At 71.1% G+C, this 16,551-nt stretch carries 16 protein-coding genes; 11 read left to right on the top strand and 5 right to left on the bottom strand.

The features are described from left to right. Nucleotides 1-3 precede the first annotated feature (3 nt). The gene (locus ACIPWY_RS16420) at nucleotides 4-630 is read left to right on the top strand and encodes a TetR/AcrR family transcriptional regulator (RefSeq protein WP_383882330.1); all 627 of its coding nucleotides are present in this window, start codon (nucleotides 4-6) and stop codon (nucleotides 628-630) included. Between the two features lie 178 nt (nucleotides 631-808). Further along, complete coding sequence (locus tag ACIPWY_RS16415) at nucleotides 809-2,293, top strand: MFS transporter (protein ID WP_362898400.1); 1,485 nt, start codon at nucleotides 809-811, stop codon at nucleotides 2,291-2,293. 50 nt (nucleotides 2,294-2,343) lie between these two features. Here the strand turns inward: ACIPWY_RS16415 and ACIPWY_RS16410 are convergent, their stop codons facing one another. After that, nucleotides 2,344-2,856 carry a MarR family transcriptional regulator gene (locus tag ACIPWY_RS16410; RefSeq protein WP_362897818.1) on the bottom strand — a complete coding sequence of 171 codons (513 nt, stop codon included), beginning with the start codon at nucleotides 2,854-2,856 and terminating at the stop codon, nucleotides 2,344-2,346. A gap of 109 nt (nucleotides 2,857-2,965) precedes the next feature. On the opposite strand from ACIPWY_RS16410, the gene ACIPWY_RS16405 reads away from it, so the two are divergent. Continuing rightward, nucleotides 2,966-3,727: a dioxygenase gene (locus ACIPWY_RS16405; protein ID WP_393701647.1), complete on the top strand. Its 762-nt coding sequence runs from the start codon at nucleotides 2,966-2,968 to the stop codon at nucleotides 3,725-3,727. Between the two features lie 26 nt (nucleotides 3,728-3,753). Here the strand turns inward: ACIPWY_RS16405 and ACIPWY_RS16400 are convergent, their stop codons facing one another. Next, a complete protein-coding gene (locus ACIPWY_RS16400; protein ID WP_401533576.1) occupies nucleotides 3,754-4,281 on the bottom strand; it encodes a GNAT family N-acetyltransferase in 528 nt (175 codons plus the stop codon). Between the two features lie 202 nt (nucleotides 4,282-4,483). Here ACIPWY_RS16400 and ACIPWY_RS16395 point away from each other — a divergent pair, with 202 nt between their 5' ends. Then, the gene (locus ACIPWY_RS16395; protein ID WP_100596094.1) at nucleotides 4,484-5,488 is read left to right on the top strand and encodes an RNA polymerase sigma factor RpoD/SigA; all 1,005 of its coding nucleotides are present in this window, start codon (nucleotides 4,484-4,486) and stop codon (nucleotides 5,486-5,488) included. A 45-nt stretch (nucleotides 5,489-5,533) separates the two neighbouring features. Here ACIPWY_RS16395 and ACIPWY_RS16390 read toward each other — a convergent pair whose 3' ends face one another. Then, on the bottom strand, nucleotides 5,534-6,529 hold the full coding sequence (locus ACIPWY_RS16390; protein WP_393701543.1) for a helix-turn-helix transcriptional regulator: 996 nt from the start codon (nucleotides 6,527-6,529) through the stop codon (nucleotides 5,534-5,536). Nucleotides 6,530-6,682: 153 nt separating this feature from the next. Here ACIPWY_RS16390 and ACIPWY_RS16385 point away from each other — a divergent pair, with 153 nt between their 5' ends. Beyond that, complete coding sequence (locus ACIPWY_RS16385; protein WP_362897810.1) at nucleotides 6,683-8,185, top strand: MFS transporter; 1,503 nt, start codon at nucleotides 6,683-6,685, stop codon at nucleotides 8,183-8,185. 64 nt (nucleotides 8,186-8,249) lie between these two features. On the opposite strand, the gene ACIPWY_RS16380 is transcribed toward ACIPWY_RS16385, so the two are convergent. Then, nucleotides 8,250-9,509 carry an ABC transporter substrate-binding protein gene (locus tag ACIPWY_RS16380; protein ID WP_393701545.1) on the bottom strand — a complete coding sequence of 420 codons (1,260 nt, stop codon included), beginning with the start codon at nucleotides 9,507-9,509 and terminating at the stop codon, nucleotides 8,250-8,252. Nucleotides 9,510-9,580: 71 nt separating this feature from the next. On the opposite strand from ACIPWY_RS16380, the gene ACIPWY_RS16375 reads away from it, so the two are divergent. The 6 genes from ACIPWY_RS16375 to ACIPWY_RS16350 all read left to right on the top strand — a co-directional run bounded on the left by ACIPWY_RS16375 (nucleotide 9,581) and on the right by ACIPWY_RS16350 (nucleotide 15,651). Beyond that, nucleotides 9,581-10,291: a TetR family transcriptional regulator gene (locus ACIPWY_RS16375; RefSeq protein ID WP_393701547.1), complete on the top strand. Its 711-nt coding sequence runs from the start codon at nucleotides 9,581-9,583 to the stop codon at nucleotides 10,289-10,291. 55 nt (nucleotides 10,292-10,346) lie between these two features. Then, nucleotides 10,347-11,111, top strand: a complete 765-nt coding sequence (locus tag ACIPWY_RS16370; RefSeq protein ID WP_362897805.1) for a glucose 1-dehydrogenase — start codon at nucleotides 10,347-10,349, stop codon at nucleotides 11,109-11,111. 229 nt (nucleotides 11,112-11,340) lie between these two features. After that, on the top strand, nucleotides 11,341-12,102 hold the full coding sequence (locus ACIPWY_RS16365; protein WP_362897803.1) for a DeoR/GlpR family DNA-binding transcription regulator: 762 nt from the start codon (nucleotides 11,341-11,343) through the stop codon (nucleotides 12,100-12,102). A gap of 70 nt (nucleotides 12,103-12,172) precedes the next feature. Continuing rightward, complete coding sequence (gene pfkB / locus ACIPWY_RS16360) at nucleotides 12,173-13,120, top strand: 1-phosphofructokinase (RefSeq protein ID WP_362897801.1); 948 nt, start codon at nucleotides 12,173-12,175, stop codon at nucleotides 13,118-13,120. A gap of 124 nt (nucleotides 13,121-13,244) precedes the next feature. Then, entirely contained in the window at nucleotides 13,245-15,311 is a 2,067-nt protein-coding gene (locus ACIPWY_RS16355) for a fructose-specific PTS transporter subunit EIIC (RefSeq protein ID WP_393701550.1), read from the top strand. 106 nt (nucleotides 15,312-15,417) lie between these two features. Further along, complete coding sequence (locus tag ACIPWY_RS16350; RefSeq protein WP_362897797.1) at nucleotides 15,418-15,651, top strand: hypothetical protein; 234 nt, start codon at nucleotides 15,418-15,420, stop codon at nucleotides 15,649-15,651. 52 nt (nucleotides 15,652-15,703) lie between these two features. On the opposite strand, the gene ACIPWY_RS16345 is transcribed toward ACIPWY_RS16350, so the two are convergent. Further along, nucleotides 15,704-16,474 (bottom strand): DUF6227 family protein, encoded by a 771-nt coding sequence (locus ACIPWY_RS16345; RefSeq protein ID WP_362897795.1) that lies wholly within the window; start codon nucleotides 16,472-16,474, stop codon nucleotides 15,704-15,706. Nucleotides 16,475-16,551 lie beyond the last annotated feature (77 nt).

Below are 16,551 nucleotides of genomic sequence, written 5' to 3'. Positions count from 1 at the left end.
CGCATGCCCAAGCCGCGTGCCGACGCCCTGCGCAACCGGGAGCGGATCGTCGCCGCGGCCCGTGAGATGGTCGTCGAGTTCGGGGCCGAGGTGCCGATCGACGAGATCGCCCGCCGCGCGGGCCTCGGCAACGCCACGGTCTACCGGCACTTCGCGGACCGCGCCGACCTGCTCAGGCACGTCGTCCTCTCCGTCATGGACACCGTCACCGAACACGCCGAACAGGCGCTCGCCGTCGCGGACGCCGACCCGGACGCCTCCTTCGGCGCCCTGCGCACGTTCGTGCACGCGGCCGCGGACGAGCGGATCGGCGCCCTGTGCCCGATGCTCACGTCCGGCTTCGACAAGGACCATCCCGATCTGCTGGCCGCCCGCGACCGGCTCGAGGCCGGCACCGAGGGCCTCATGGAGCGGGCCCGCGCGGCCGGGCAGCTGCGCACCGACATCGCCGTCGGGGATCTGATGGTCGCCCTCTCCCAGCTCACCAGGCCGCTGCCCGGAATCGCCTGCCTGGACATCGACCGCTTCGTCCACCGCCATCTGCAGCTGTTCCTCGACGGCCTGATGGCACCGGCCCGCTCGGAGCTGCCGGGCGCGCCCGCGACTCTGGAGGACCTCCGGCAGGCCTGATCCACCCGCGCCCCGCCGTCGCCGTCGCCGTCGGAGCCCGCCCACAGCTTCAGCTGCTCAAGCAGTGTCAGCAGCATCAGCAGCTTCAGTAACACCCGATATTTCACGCTTATTTGAGACTTGGAGTGCCGTCGTGGCTACGCCCTTGCCAAAAATAGAACTGCCCAAGGCAGACCCCATGCGCTGGAAGGCACTCGTCTTCATCGCGCTCGCCCAGCTGATGGTCGTGCTCGACGCGACCATCGTGAACATCGCGCTGCCGTGGGCCCAGCAGGACCTCGGCATCTCCGACGGGAACAAGCAGTGGGTCATCACGGCCTACGCGCTCGCCTTCGGCGGACTGCTCCTGTTCGGCGGACGCATCGCCGACATGTGGGGCCGTAAGCGGACCTTCGTCACCGGCCTGCTCGGCTTCGCCTTCGCGTCCGCGCTCGGCGGCGCGGCCCAGGGCGAGGCGATGATGCTCGGCGCCCGCGCCCTGCAGGGCGTGTTCGGCGCGCTGCTCGCGCCCGCCGCGCTCTCCCTGCTCGCGGTGATGTTCACCGACGCCAAGGAGCGCGCCAAGGCGTTCGGCATCTACGGTGCGATCGCCGGTGGCGGTGGCGCCGTCGGCCTGATCCTCGGCGGCTTCCTCACGGAGTACCTGGACTGGCGCTGGACGTTCTTCGTGAACATCCCGTTCGCGATCATCGCGGCCGCGGGTGCCTACTTCGTCATCCGTGAGCCGGCCGGTTCCCGTAACCGCTCGTCGCTCGACATCCCGGGCGTCGTCCTGTCGACCCTCGGCCTGGTCTCCCTGGTGTACGGCTTCACGCGCGCCGAGTCCAACGGCTGGTCCGACGCCATGACGGTCGGCCTGTTCGTGGCCTCCGCCGTGCTGCTGCTCGGGTTCGTCTTCACCGAGTCCAAGGTCCGCTCGCCGCTGCTGCCGCTGCGCGTCCTGCTCGACCGCAACCGCGGTGGCGTCTACATGTCGCTCGGCCTCGCCGTCATCTCGATGTTCGGCCTGTTCCTCTTCCTGACGTACTACCTCCAGGTCGTCCGCGGCTACTCGCCGGTGACCACCGGCTTCGCGTTCCTGCCGATGATCGTCGGCATGATCACGGGATCCACGCAGATCGGCGCCCGGCTGATGACGCGGGTCCCCCCGCGGCTGCTCATGGGCCCCGGCTTCCTGGTTGCCGCGCTCGGCATGCTGCTCCTGACGCAGCTGGAGATCGACTCCTCGTACCCGTTCCTGATCCTGCCGGCGCAGCTGCTGCTGGGCCTCGGCATGGGTACGGCGTTCATGCCCGCCATGTCCCTGGCCACGCACGGTGTCGAGCCGCGTGACGCCGGTGTCGCCTCCGCGATGGTCAACACCTCGCAGCAGGTCGGCGGCGCGATCGGCACGGCGCTGCTGAACACGATCGCCGCGTCGGCGACCACCGCCTACGTCGCCTCGCACGCGGCCGGCGCCACCAACGCCAAGCTCCTCCAGGCGCAGGCCATGGTGAACGGCTACACCCACGCCATCTGGTGGGCCGTCGGCATCCTGGCCGTGGCGGCCACGATCGCCGTCACCCTCATCAACACGGGTGTCCCGGGCAGCGCCGGCCCGAAGGCCTCCGGTTCCCCGGAGGACGCACAGGACGAGGTGCAGATCCCGGTGATCGCGCACTGACCAGTAGTAAGGCGTACTGACCCGCACGGGCCCGAAGCGGATTCAGGGCGCTACCGGAGCCAGGGGAGATCCGCCCCCGCCTCCTTCGGCTGAAGTCCCTCGGCGACGATCCTCATGATCTCGCCGAGGGACTTCTGCTGTTCGGGGGAGAGCCGGTCGAAGAGCGCCTGCCGGACGGCGGTGACATGGCCGGGCGCCGTCCGTTCCAGGACCTCGTACCCCTCGTCGGTGAGGCACGCCAGCTGGCCGCGCTTGTCGGAGGGGCAGTCCTCGCGGCGCACCCAGCCGTTCTTCTCCAGGCGCGCGATGGCGTGCGAGAGGCGGGAGCGGGTGATCTTCGCGTTGATGGCCAGCTCGGTCATGCGCAGGCGCCGGTGCGGCGCTGCGGAGAGCTGGACGAGGAGCCCGTAGTAGATGTGCGGCATGCCCGCGTCCCGCTGGAGTTGGCGGTCGAGGTGGTCCTCCAGCAGCGTGGACGCGTGGAGGTACGCCTGCCAGGTGCGCTGTTCCTCGTCCGTGAGCCAGCGCGGGGCTTGGGTCGGTGCCGTCGTCATAGGTTCCACTGTACGTACCCCCTTCTTGAAGATTAAACAACTGGGCACTACTCTGTCACTACAGCTTGAGAGTTCAAGTAATTCAGGGTCGTCGTCATCCAGGAGTGCCGCCATGCGTATGCCCGCCCTCTATCTCAGTCATGGTGCGCCGCCGCTCGCCGACGACGACCTGTGGACCGGTCAGCTCGCCGCGTGGTCGGCCGAACTGCCGCGCCCCAGGGCGATCCTGATGGTCTCCGCGCACTGGGAGGAGGCCCCGCTCGCCCTCGGCGCCACCGAGACCGTGCCGCTCGTCCACGACTTCTGGGGCTTCCCCGAGCCCTACTACCAGGTGCGGTACGAGGCCCCCGGCGCACCCGAACTGGCCGACTCCGTAAGGAAGCTGCTGCGCGGGCCCGGCACCCCCGTCCAGGACATCCCCGACCGCGGCCTCGACCACGGCGCGTACGTCCCGCTCGTCGAGATGTACCCCGGAGCCGACATCCCGGTCCTGCAGATCTCCATGCCGACGCTCGACCCGCAGGAGCTGATGGACATCGGGCGCAAGCTCGCGCCGCTGCGTGACGAAGGGGTTCTGATCGTCGGCTCGGGCTTCTTCACGCACAACCTGGCCGCGCTGCGGCAGGGCGGGATCCCGGCCTGGTCGGCCGAGTTCGACGACTGGGGGCACCGCGCCCTGGAGAGCGGCGACGTGGACGCCCTGCTCGACTTCACCAGCAAGTCGCCGGCCGGACAGCTCGCCCACCCGCGCACCGAGCACTTCGCGCCGCTGTTCGTGACGATGGGCGCGGCGGACGCGGGCGGCGAGCTGGACGCGCAGCGCAGCGTGATCGACGGGTTCTGGATGGGGCTCGCCAAGCGGTCGGTTCAGTTCGGCTAGGTGCCGATCGATCACGTGCCGCTCGGTCAGGTGCCGCTGTCGACCGGGCGCTCGTACCAGGCCACATCCCAGTACCGCCCGAACTTCCGGCCGACCTCGCGGTACGTGCCCACGTATGTGAAGCCGAAGCGGGTGTGCAGGCGGACCGACGCCTCGTTCGGCTGGGTGATGCCCGCGTACGCGCGGTGGACGTCCTCGCCCGCGAGCGCTTCGAAGAGCGCCTCGTAGAGCAGGGTGCCGATGCCGCGGCCGCCCGCGTCGGGCGCGCAGTAGACGCTGACCTCCACCGAGGTGTCGTACGCCGCCTTCGCGCGGAACGGGCCCGAGGTCGCGTAGCCGAGGATGCGGCCGGAATCACCCTCCTGGGCAACCAGCAGCCGGTGCCGGCCGTCTTCAAGGTGGGAGAGCAGCCACGGACGGCGCTCCTGTGGGGTGAAGGCGGCCGTGTCGAAGGTGATCGGCGTCTCGCGCACAAAGTGGTTGTAGAGGTCGGTGAGGGCGTCGAGGTCCGCGTCGACGCCATGCCTGACCTGCACTTCCGTGGACTCCGTCACGCTGTGGACCTCCCCGTATCCGGCCAATGGCGGCACAGGGTACTGCATGATCACGAAAATCGATGGTCAGCTTGGGAATTCTGTCCGGATTCCAGTCGTTGTTTCCATCGGATGCAGGGCACCCGGGAGGGTGTGCCGGGCACCACAGGACCACAGGACCTGTCCACCGCAGGCCCCCGCCCACCATCGCAAGGGAGCACGCATGGCAACCCGTGCCGTCGCCCGTCGTAAGTCCGCCGCCTCCGGCGAGACCGACGGCGCACGCAGTGTTCGCGCCGTAGGCGGCGAGATCGCCGACCGCGACCTGGTCGGCATGTACCTCGACGAGATAGCGCGTACACCGCTGCTCGACGCCGCCAAGGAAGTCGAACTTTCCCAGACCATCGAGGCGGGCGTGTACGCCCGGCAGATCCTCGACGGCGAGGCGGAGAGCGAAGCCGCGGGCAAGGCGTCCCGCGAGGAGCTCGAAGCACTCGTCGCCGCGGGTGAGCGGGCCAAGGACGTCTTCATCAAGTCCAATCTGCGCCTGGTCGTGGCTGTCGCGCGCCGCTACCCGAGGAGCGGTCTCCCGCTGCTCGACCTCATCCAGGAGGGGAACGCGGGCCTGGTGCGCGCCGTCGAGAAGTTCGACTACCGCAAGGGCTTCAAGTTCTCCACGTACGCGACGTGGTGGATCCGGCAGGCCATCACGCGCTCGATAGCCGACCAGTCACGCACGATCCGGCTCCCCGTCCACCTGGTGGAGGAGCTGGGCCGCATCCGGCGCGTGCAGCGCGAGTTCAACCGGAAGAACGGCCGGGACCCCGAGCCCGAGGAGATCGCCGCCGAGCTCGACTCCAAGCCCGCGCGCGTCGTCGACGTCCTGGACTGGGCCCGCGACCCGGTCTCGCTGAACATGCCGGTGGACGACGAGGGCGACACCCAGTTCGGCGACCTCCTGGAGGACACCTCCGCCGTGTCGCCCGAGCAGTCCGTCCTCACGCTGCTGCGCAGCGAGGAGCTGGACGACCTCATCGGGCGCCTCGACCAGCGCACGGCGTCCATCATCAAGATGCGGTACGGGATCGACGACGGCCGTGAGCGCACGCTCACGGAGGTCGGCAAGGAGCACGGGCTGACCCGCGAGCGGATCCGGCAGATCGAGAAGCACGCGCTTCTCGAGCTGAAGAAGCTGGCTCGGGACACCGGGTTCGATGCCGCCGCGTGAGGTTGTTCCGGGGGTGCTGCCCCCGGACCTCCGCATCACTTGCCCTCAAGCGCCGGACGGGCCGGATTTCAACGGCCCGTCCGTAGCGCGGGCGAGGCGGCTGCTCAACTCTGTCAGGTAGTCCGTCAGTTCATCCGGCCCGTGCACCGTGAACTCGCAGTCCACCAGCGCGAGCCGCAGCGCCAGCCACTCCACCGAGTCGCTCGCCGTCGCGCGCAGGCGGCACGTCCCGTCGGGCTGCGCCTCGGGCGCGCCGAGCGTCGAGGGCAGCCGCGCCACCACGAAGTCCGCCGGCGCTCGGAACGTCACGTCGATCTCGTACGAGGGCCGGCCGCGCCCCGACATGGAGCGCCGCAGGTACTCCGCCGCGTCGCCGGTCGGCAGCTCCCGCGGAGCGAACCGCGCACCCGTGGCGAACGGCTCCTCGACCCGGTCCACGCGGAAGGTGCGCCAGTCGTCCCGGTCTATGTCGTACGCCACCAGATACCAGCGCCGCCCCGTCGACACCATCCGGTACGGCTCCGTCAGACGGCGTGACTCCGTGCCGTCGCCCGCGCGGTAGCGGAACCGCAGCCGCTCCTGCCCCGCCGTCGCCGACGCGAGGACCGTGAGCGTCTCCGTCGCGATGGACGCCCCGTCCCCGCCGGTCAGCGGCATCGTCGCGGCCTGGAGCGTGGAGACCCGGTGCCGCAGGCGCGAGGGCAGCACCTGTTCCAGCTTGGCCAGCGCCCGCACCGACGCCTCCTCGACACCCTCGACGGCGTGCCCCGCCCCGGCCCGCAGGCCCACCGCGATCGCCACCGCCTCCTCGTCGTCCAGGACCAGCGGGGGCAGCGCCTTGCCCGCGACCAGGCGGTAGCCGCCCTCCGCGCCCATCGACGCCTGCACGGGATAGCCGAGGTCACGCAGCCGGTCCACGTCCCGGCGCACCGTGCGCCGCGAGACGCTCAGGCGCGCGGCGAGCTCGCCGCCGGGCCACTCGCGCGGGGTCTGGAGCAGGGAGAGCAGTTGAAGCAGCCGGGCCGGGGTGTCGGTGGTCATGGTGCGTCCCCTCTCGTTCGCGTCTCGTTATCGTGTCCGTCCCGCTCGCGGCGCCCTCGCTTCTGGCTTTCGCGGCGCATTCGTTATCGGGAGATTCCAGGGTGCGGGTCATCTAGGACACGGCCTGTCCTACATGCCTCCTAGTCTCCTCGTATGACTTCACCCGTGACCACCCCCGACAGGCGACGATGGTTCGCCCTGGCCATCGTGATGACCGCCGCCTTCATGGACCTGGTCGACGTCACGATCGTCAACATCGCGATCCCGTCCATCCAGCGCGACGCCGGCGCCACCGTGAGCCAGATCCAGTGGATCACCGCCGGATACGCGCTGGCGTTCGCCGCGGGCCTGATCACCGGCGGGCGGCTCGGTGACATCTACGGCCGCAAGCGGCTCTTCCTGATAGGCATCGCCGGCTTCACGCTCGCCTCGGCGCTCTGCGGCTTCGCGGCGAACCCCGAGATGCTGGTCGCCTCGCGCATCCTCCAGGGCGGCATGGCCGCGATGATGGTGCCGCAGGTCCTGTCGATCGTGCACGCCACGTTCCCGGCGGAGGAGCGCGGCAAGGTCTTCGGCCTCTTCGGCATGATCGTCGGCCTGGGCGCGGTCTCCGGCCCGCTGCTCGGCGCGCTGCTCACCGAGTGGAACCTGTTCGGTCTCGAATGGCGCCCGATCTTCCTGATCAACCTGCCGGTCGGTATCGCCGGACTGCTCCTCGGCCGCAAGTTCATCAGCGAGTCCAAGGCGCCGCGCGCCCTCAAGCTCGACCTCGTCGGCGTCGTCCTGGTCACGCTCGGCCTGCTGATGCTGATCTACCCGCTGACGCGCGGCCGCGAGCTGGGCTGGCCCGTGTGGGGCCACGTCATGATGGGCTCCAGCGTCCTCGTCTTCGGCGCGCTCGTCGCCTACGAGAAGTACAAGACGCGGCGCGACGGTTCGCCGCTGGTCGAGCTGTCGCTGTTCAAGGTGAAGAGCTTCGCGGCCGGTATCGCCGTACAGATCGTCTTCGGTGTCGCACTCGGCGTGTTCTTCCTGGTGTGGACGATGTACATGCAGGTCGGCCTCGGGTGGACGGCGCTGCACGCGGGCCTGACCGGAGTGCCGTTCTCCATCGCCGTGTCGGTGGCGGCCGGGATCTCCGTGCAGAAGCTCGTACCGAAGTTCGGTCGCAAGGTGCTCCAGACCGGCGCGCTGGCGATGATCGCCGGACTGCTGCTCTACATCTGGGAGGCCGGCCGGTACGGCGCCGGGATCGCGTCCTGGCAGATGGCGCTGCCCCTCGTCGTGATGGGCGTCGGCATGGGCCTCATCGTCGCCCCGCTGACCGACGCGGTGCTCTCCGACGTGCCGCGCGAGCACGCCGGTTCGGCGTCCGGGCTGATCAACACCATGCAGCAGATGGGTACGGCGCTCGGGCTCGGCCTGGTCTCCGTGGTGTTCTTCGGGACGATCGGTGACCACCTCGCACCGACCGAGGTCGGCCAGGCGTTCACCGACGCGTTCCGCAACTCGCTGTGGTACGTCGTCGGCGTGCTCGCCGTGATCTTCCTGTTGATGTTCGCGCTGCCGAGCCGGCCCGCGCAGCACGTCGAAGGGGGCGCGCAGGACGCTGACCCGGAGGCCGGACCGGTGAAGAAGGAGCCGGAGCTGGTCTGACGCCTCTGGTTGCTGCGGGACTTGATGTGGGCGGGCCCCCGAGTGGGGTCCGCCCACAGTGCGTTCAGCTCGCCGCGCGGATCTCCGCGCGGCTCGCCGTCGTGTCCAGGGTCTGGAGCACCTCGCGCGGGTTGCCGCCCCGGACGACCGCCGAGCCGATGTCCTCGCGGATCGCGGCCCGCACGTCGGGCCAGGACGCCTGGTTCACCGGCTGGAACTCCGCCCGAGGCATCTGGTCGATGAACTTCCACAGCGGGCGCTGCGCGGGGTCGGAGCGCAGGGCGTCCGACGCGGACGCCGTCACGGGCAGCGCCGCCTGGCCGCCCCCGTACGTCCTGGCCGACTTACGGCTGTAGAGGTAGGTCAAGAACTCGCCGCACTCGGCCTTGTGGCCGTTCCGGTTGAACGCGAGCAGCCAGTCGCTCAGCCCGACCGGCGCCGCCGCGCCCCCTTCCCGCTGCGGGAACGCCGCGTGCGCGTACGGGACCTTCGCCCGGTCGGCCGCGTTCATCAGGACCGGGTGGGCGATCATCATGCCGATCTGCCCGCGCATGAACTGCCCGTAGGCGGCCGTCCTGTCGAGGAGCTGGGGCGCGGAGCCGGCCAGGCCCTCGCCGACGAGACGGTCGCGCAGCCAGGTCAGCGTCGCGATGTTGCCGGCGGTCGCGAAGTCGTAGCCCGTGACGCCCGCGTAGGTGCCGCCGCCGGCCAGCAGCCACGCGAGCGCCTCGTCCTCGGCGGCCTCGGGGCCGAGCTGCAGCCCGTACGGCGTCTTCACGCCGATCGCCTTCAACGCCTTTGCCACGGCGTGCAGTTCGTCCCACGAGGTGGGCGCGGAGACACCCGCCCGCTCGAAGAGCTTCGTGTTGTAGAAGAGGCGCGGCGTGCTCGCCATGAACGGGATGCCGTACTGGACGTAGTGGGCCGTGCCCGCCTGGGTGAACGACTGGGTGAAGTCGGCCTGGGTGGGGATGTCGAAGAGCTCGGACACCGGGTAGAGCTTGCGCTGGTCGGCGAAGGTCGCGAAGACGTTGGACTGCGCGATGTCGGGCGCCTTGCCGTCCTTCACCCGCTGGGCGAGGGTCCGGTCCAGCTTGGCGAACGGGATCCGCTCGACATGGACCGTGACGTCCGGCTTCACCTTCTTGTACGCCTTGACGACCTGGTCCCACTGGTCGCCGATCGAGGAGCCGACGCTCTGGTCGTAGCTGGCCACCATCAGGTTGAGGGAGGCCTTCGACGAGCCGGAACCGCAGCCGCTGAGGCCGTAGGCCGCGGCGCCGGCGAGCCCGGCCGTCTGAAGAAGGAAACGTCGCCGCCGCACTGCTTTCGCCCACCCCTTGGTTGCACGCCAGGTCGGTGGCAGATTCTGCCACAGAGGCATAACATGACTTCATGCCCGGTAGCTCTACGACTGAGACGCTGACGGAACGACGCAAGGCCGCCACCCGCCTGGACATCGCCCGTACGGCAGCGGCGCTCTTCATGGAGGACGGCCTGCGCGCCACCCGCGCCGAGGACATCGCCCGCGCCGCCGGGGTCGCTCCGCGCACCTTCTACCGCTACTTCGCGACCAAGGAAGAAGCGGTCGCCCCGCTCTTCGCCGCGGGGGCCCAGCAGTGGGCGGAGGCCGTACGCGACGCCCCGGCGGCGCTGTCCGTACCCGACGCGCTGCGGCACGCGGTCGCGCAGTCGCTGACCGTGGACGACGCGGCGAACGGGGAATCGCTGGAGTGGGTCAGGTCCCTGCTGCGCATGGCGGCGGAGAGCCCGGCGCTGCAAGCGGTGTGGGGCACCGCCTGCCACGCGTCGGAGGCGACGCTGCTCGCGGTGCTCGTGGAGCGGATGGGGGACGGCCCGGAAGCCGGATCAGGCGCTCCTCAGGCCCCCGCGTCGCTCGCCCTGCGCCTGACCGCCGGGGTCGCCTGCACGGCCGTTCGCGTGGGCGTGGAGACCTGGGCCGCGAGCGACGCCCCCGCGGACGGCGAGCTCGGGCCCGCGGCGCTCGCCGCGGGGTGCCTCGCGGCGCTGGGCGACTTCCCGTGGGCCCCGGCCCAGGGCCTTTGGCCTGGCCCCGACCCAAGCCCGCCGGCCCTCACTCCTTGAACTCGCTTACCCCTCCTGAACTCCCTTGTTCCACCCTCGACTTCCTGGAGCATCCATGAACAACCTCACCGGCAAGACCGTTCTCGTCACCGGCGGAGCCCGCGGCATCGGCGCCGAGATCGCGCGCCGCGCCGTCGAGGCCGGTGCCAACGTCGTCGTCACCGACGTCCTGGAGGACGAGGGCAAGACCCTCGCTGCCCACCTCGGCGACCGCGCCCGCTTCGTGCGGCACGACGTGACGTCGGAGGAGGACTGGACGGCCGTCGCCGCGTTCGCCGTCGCCGAGTTCGGCGGGATCGACGGCCTGGTCAACAACGCGGGCATCTCCACCGGCCAGCCCCTGGAGACGGAGACCGTCGAGCACTTCCGCAAGGTCCTCGACATCAACCTCACCGGCGTCTTCATCGGCATGAAGACGGCCATCAACGCGATGAAGGACAACGGCGGCGGCTCCATCGTCAACATCTCCTCCGCCGCCGGCCTCATGGGCCTCGCCCTCACCGGCTCCTACGGCGCCTCCAAGTGGGGTGTGCGCGGCCTGACCAAGCTCGCCGCGGTCGAGCAGGGCACGGCGAAGATCCGCGTGAACTCCGTGCACCCCGGCATGATCTACACCCCGATGACGGCCCAGCTCGGCATCCAGCAGGGCGACGGCGGCTACCCGAACACCCCGATGGGCCGCGTCGGCGAGGCGGACGAGATCGCCAAGGCGGCCGTGTTCCTGCTCTCGGACGACTCCTCGTACGTCACCGGCGCCGAGCTGGCCGTGGACGGCGGCTGGACCACGGGCCCGACGGTCAAGTACGTGATGGGCCAGTAGGCACGCAGGCATCCCGGAAGGGCCCGGTTCTCCGCGAGGAGGCCGGGCCCTTCTGCGTGTGCGCCTGTCTACGTCTACGGGATGTACCCCTGTCCACGCCTACCGGACGAAAGTCCGTTTGTGTCCGCGACATGCCCGAACCTGTTTACTTTCTGGAAATCCAGTCGTAGCCTCAGATCGAAACCACAGACTCGGGCGTGCCCGGGTGAGACGGCGGAGGCAAACGGACATGTACGCACCGGAGCGGCAGCAGGAGATCCTCCGCCTCGCGCGGGATGGCGGACGCGTGGACGTGCTGTCACTCGCCGAGGAGTTCCAGGTCACCGCGGAGACCATCCGCCGCGACCTGAAGACCCTGGACAGGGCCGGTCTCGTACGGCGCGTGCACGGCGGTGCCATACCGGCCGGGCGGCTCGACTTCGAGCCCGACGTCGCCGAACGCGAGGGCACCGCGGCCGACGAGAAGGACCGCATCGCCCGGCTCGCGCTCGCCGAGCTCCCCGAGGACGGCACCGTGATCCTCGACGCGGGCACCACCGTCGCCCGCCTCGCCGCGGCGCTGCCCCTGGAGTCGACGCTCACCGTCGTCACCCACGGCCTGCCCGTCGCGGCCCGCCTCGCCGACCACCCCGGCATCCAGCTGCACCTCGTCGGAGGCCGCGTCCGCCACCGCACCCGCGCCGCCGTCGACGCATGGGCCCTGCGGGCGTACGCGGAGATCCGCGCCGACGTCCTCTTCCTCGCGGCCAACGGATTCTCCGCCGAACACGGCCTGACCACCCCCGACCTCGCCGAGGCCGCCGTGAAGCGCGCGGCCGTCTCCGCCGCCCGCCGGGTCGTGCTGCTCGCCGACTCCGCCAAGTACGGGCAGGAGCACTTCGCCCGCTTCGGTGACCTGGGGGACGTGGACGTGCTGATCACGGACAGCGGCCTCAGCGACGGGGACGCAGCCGCCATCGAGAAGGGCGGCACGGAAGTGGTCCGCGCATGAGCCCCACGACACCGGCCCCGGAACCCCCCACGCAAGCCACCACGGAAGACGCACGGAAGACGTACGCGGCATGATCCTCACCGTCACCCCCAACCCGTCCCTGGACCGCACCTACGAGGTCCCCGCACTCGACCGGGGCGCGGTCCTGCGCGCCGCCGGTGAGCGCATGGACCCGGGCGGCAAGGGCGTCAACGTCTCGCGGGCCGTCGCCGCCGCCGGCGCCCGCACGCTCGCCGTGCTCCCCCTGGGTGGCGCGCCCGGCGCCCTGGTCGCCGAACTCCTCGACGCCCAGGGGATCAGCGTCGCCTCCGTTCCCGTAGCCGGACAGACCCGGTCCAACATCGCGCTCGCCGAGCCGGACGGAACGCTGACGAAAATCAACGCGCCGGGTCCCGAACTCACCCCGGAAGAAGCCGAGTCGCTGCTCTCCGTCGTCGGCGAGCGCTCCGCCGGTGCCGCCTGGACCGCCTGCTGCGGCAGCCTCCCGCGCGGCCTCGCCCCGTCCTGGTACGCCGAGCTGGTCGCCCGCGCCCACGCGGCCGGCGCCCGGATCGCCCTCGACACCTCGGGCCCGGCCCTCCTCGCGGCCCTGCGCGAACGGCCCGACGTCGTCAAGCCGAACGCGGAGGAACTCGCCGAAGCGGTCGGCCGTCCGCTCGCCACCGTCGGCGACGCGGTCAAGGCCGCCGAGGAGCTGCGGGAACTCGGCGCGCGCGCCGTCCTCGCCTCCCTCGGCGCGGACGGGCAGCTGCTCGTCGACGGCTCGGGCGCCTGGTTCGCCACCGCCCCGGTCGACACCGTCCGCAGCAACGTCGGCGCGGGAGACTCGTCCCTGGCCGGCTTCCTCATCGCGGGCGGCACGGGCCCGCGGGCGCTCGCCTCGGCCGTCGCCCACGGCGCCGCGGCGGTCCAGCTCCCGGGCAGCGCGATGCCGACCCCGGCCGACCTGAACCCGGACGCGGTGACCCTGACGGCGGACGTCCCGCTGGACCGCGTACTGAAGGAGCCCGCGCCATGACGGCCTGCGCCCCGCCCCTGATCACTCCCCACACTCCTTTCCGGAGCCGCCGTCCCCGCGGCGAAACCCCCGTCCCCACCCCCGCCCCCGCCGCCAAGGCGATACGCGTGCGAAGGAGCCCGCGATGAGCGAGATGATCACCGCCGACCTGGTCGATCTCGACCTGTCCGCCGACACCAAAGAGGCGGCGGCCCGTGCCCTCGCCGAGCGGATGGTCGCCCGGGGCCGGGTGACCGACCTGGACGGCTTCCTGGCCGACGTCGCGGCCCGCGAGGCGCAGATGCCGACCGGCCTCGACGGCGGCATCGGCATCCCGCACTGCCGCAGCGAGCACGTCACCGAGCCGACCCTCGCCTTCGGCCGCAGCGCCGACGGGATCGACTTCGGGGCGCCGGACGGCCCGGCCGACCTGATCTTCCTCATCGCCGCGCCCGCCGGAGCGGACGACGCCCACCTGACCATCCTGTCGTCGCTGGCACGGCAGTTGATGGACGAGGACTTCAAGGCGGCACTGCGGACGGCGACCGACGCGGGGGACACGGCGGCGCTGATCCGCGGGGATGAGCCGGAGACGCAGCCGGAGCCGGAGCTCACGCACCGGCCCACGTCCGAATCCGAGCCCTCGCCCGCTGCCGAAGCCCCGGCGGCTGCGCCCGAGCCCACGCCCCCGCCCGAGCCGGAGGCCCCCGCCGCGAAGTTCAAGATCGTCGCGGTCACCTCCTGCCCCACCGGCATCGCCCACACCTACATGGCGGCCGAGTCCCTGGAGAAGGCGGGCCGGGACGCGGACGACGTCGAAGTGGTGGTCGAGACGCAGGGCTCGGCCGGGTTCACCCGCCTCGCCCCCGAGGTGATCGCCGCCGCGGACGGCGTGATCTTCGCCCACGACGTGCCCGTACGGGAGAAGGACCGGTTCGCCGGGAAGCCCACCGTCGATGTCGGCGTGAAGGCGGGCATCAACCGGCCCGCCGAACTCATCGGCGAGGTCCGCGAGAAGGCCGCGCGCGGGGAGACGACATCGGGAGCCGCACCCGGCACCCCCGTGGACCGGGCCGGTGACACCGGCGACGGCTACGGCACCAAGCTGCGCAAGTGGCTGATGAGCGGCGTCAGTTACATGGTCCCGTTCGTCGCGGCCGGCGGTCTTCTCATCGCCCTCGGCTTCGCGATCGGCGGCTACACCATCAACAAGGCACCGTCCGTCGCCGAGCACTTCGTGTGGACCCAGACCGACAGCTGGGCCGCGCTGCTCTTCCAGGTCGGCTCCGTCGCCTTCGCGTTCCTCGTCCCGGTCCTCGCGGGCTTCATCGCGTACGGGATGGCCGACCGGCCGGGGCTCGTGCCCGGGTTCGTCGGCGGTTCGATCGCGCTCACCATCAACGCCGGCTTCCTCGGCGGCCTCGCCGCCGGTCTCATCGCGGGCGGCGTCGTGATGGCGATCCAGAAGGTGCACGTGCCGCCCGTGCTGCGCGGGATCATGCCGGTGGTCGTCATCCCGCTGATCTCCTCCGCCGTGGTCGGCTTCCTGATGTTCCTCGTCATCGGCAAGCCCATCGCCTCACTCCAGCGCGCCCTGACGGACTGGCTGAACTCCCTGTCCGGCGCCAACGCGATCATCCTCGGCGTCATCCTCGGCCTGATGATGTGCTTCGACCTGGGCGGCCCGCTGAACAAGGTCGCGTACGCCTTCGCGGTCGGCGGCCTCGCGAACCCCACCGAGGGCTCGCTCAAGGTCATGGCCGCGGTGATGGCGGCCGGTATGGTCCCGCCGCTGGCCATGGCCCTCGCGACGACCGTGCGCGGCCGGCTCTTCACCAGGACCGAACGCGAGAACGGCAAGGCGGCCTGGGTGCTCGGCGCCTCGTTCATCACGGAGGGCGCGATCCCGTTCGCCGCGGCGGACCCGCTGCGCGTCATCCCCGCCTCGATGGCGGGCGGCGCGGTCACCGGTGCCCTGTCGATGGCCTTCGGCTGCACCCTGCGCGCCCCGCACGGCGGCATCTTCGTGGTCCCGCTGATCGGCAACCCGTTCCTGTACCTCATCGCGGTCGCCGCCGGTGTCTGCGTGTCGACGGCCCTGGTCGTGGTCCTGAAGGGGATGCGGAAGGCCGCCCCCGAGGGCGTGGCCGACGGGGCAGGCGACGCGGTCGCGGCGAAGGACGAGGAGCCGAAGATATCGGTGGCCGCCTGACGGTTACCGCCTGACGGTAAACACCTGACAGTTCGGAACTGTCCGCTCATGCGAGATACGTCACGGTCCGGGACCAAAGTTCCGGACCGTGGTGTTGACTGGGCCCATGCCTGAGCACGTGTCGATCTTTCAGCAGGTAGGCGTGGCGTTCCTCGCGGTCGCCACCGTGGTGTGGGCGGTCGGTCTCGTCCGGCTGGTCCGCCATGTGGCCTGGGGCACCGCGCAGCCCCTCGCCTCGCTGCCGGGTCAGGGCGGGCCGCCCGCCCTGGAGTCCGTGCCGCTGACACCGGACGAGCGCGACGCGTTCGCGGGCCTGGTACGCCAGTTCAGCCGCCGATAGAGACCGCTGGCCGCTGATGGACACCGCTGGCCGCAGCTGAGGCGCGAGCGGTCTAGCCGCAGCTGGGGCGGGAGCGGTCGGTGGCGCGGCGCTGCATCGCCGCGCGGGCCTCGTCCTGCGTGGCGTACACCTCGCACATGTGACGGCCGTCCGGTGTCGCCGTGTGCTCGATCTCCCAGAGGCTGACCTCGCTGCCGTCGTGCAGCAGGAACGCGTGCTCGTAGAGCGTGAATCCGAGGCGCGGGCGACCGAAGGCCTGCGTGATCTGGTGCGCGTACGCGGTGTGCAGGAGACGGGCGGTGCCGGGGCCCGGACGGTCCTCGTTCTCCGCGCGGCGCAACAGGCGGCGGGCGTGGTCCGCCGAGTTGTCGGCCGCGTAACTGCGGCGCGGCTCGGGGACCGACGGGAGCTGGAGCGGGAGCGGCAGCTCGAATTCGGGGGCGGCCTCGCGGGGCAGCGGGAGGCGGTCCGTCGCCAGGTGGAGATCGTCCTCCGACGTGTACACCTCGTGCTGGGTCGCCCGGCCGGGCATCGTGTTGTGCACGAGCTCCCACAGCGTGAGCGCGCTGCCGTCGGCGAGGAGCCACGTGTGCCGGTACGTCTCGCGGTGCAGGCCCGCGCTGTGGTGCGCGGAGTGCAGCGAAGTGTCGTACGCGAGCGCGCAGTCGAGGCGGGCGAGGGCCTCGTCGGGCAGCTCGAAGGAGTTCAGGGCCCGGCCCAGAAGGCGCCCGAGGTGCTCATCCGGCTGGTGCGTGCCGTCCGGCTGATGCGACTCGTGCGATTCGGGTGGCTCGTACGCTGCGGTGTCGTACGGAACGCTCAAGGCATCTCCCGGCGTTGCTACATGTCACCTTGTGGGTGCATACCGTAGCCCCTAGGTCGGACATCATGTCCTCGAAA

The organism is Streptomyces sp. NPDC090032, from assembly GCF_044748025.1.
GTDB lineage: Bacteria > Actinomycetota > Actinomycetes > Streptomycetales > Streptomycetaceae > Streptomyces.
The sequence above is the reverse complement of the archived record's forward strand: the minus strand, read 5'-3'. Positions and strand labels throughout refer to the sequence as shown.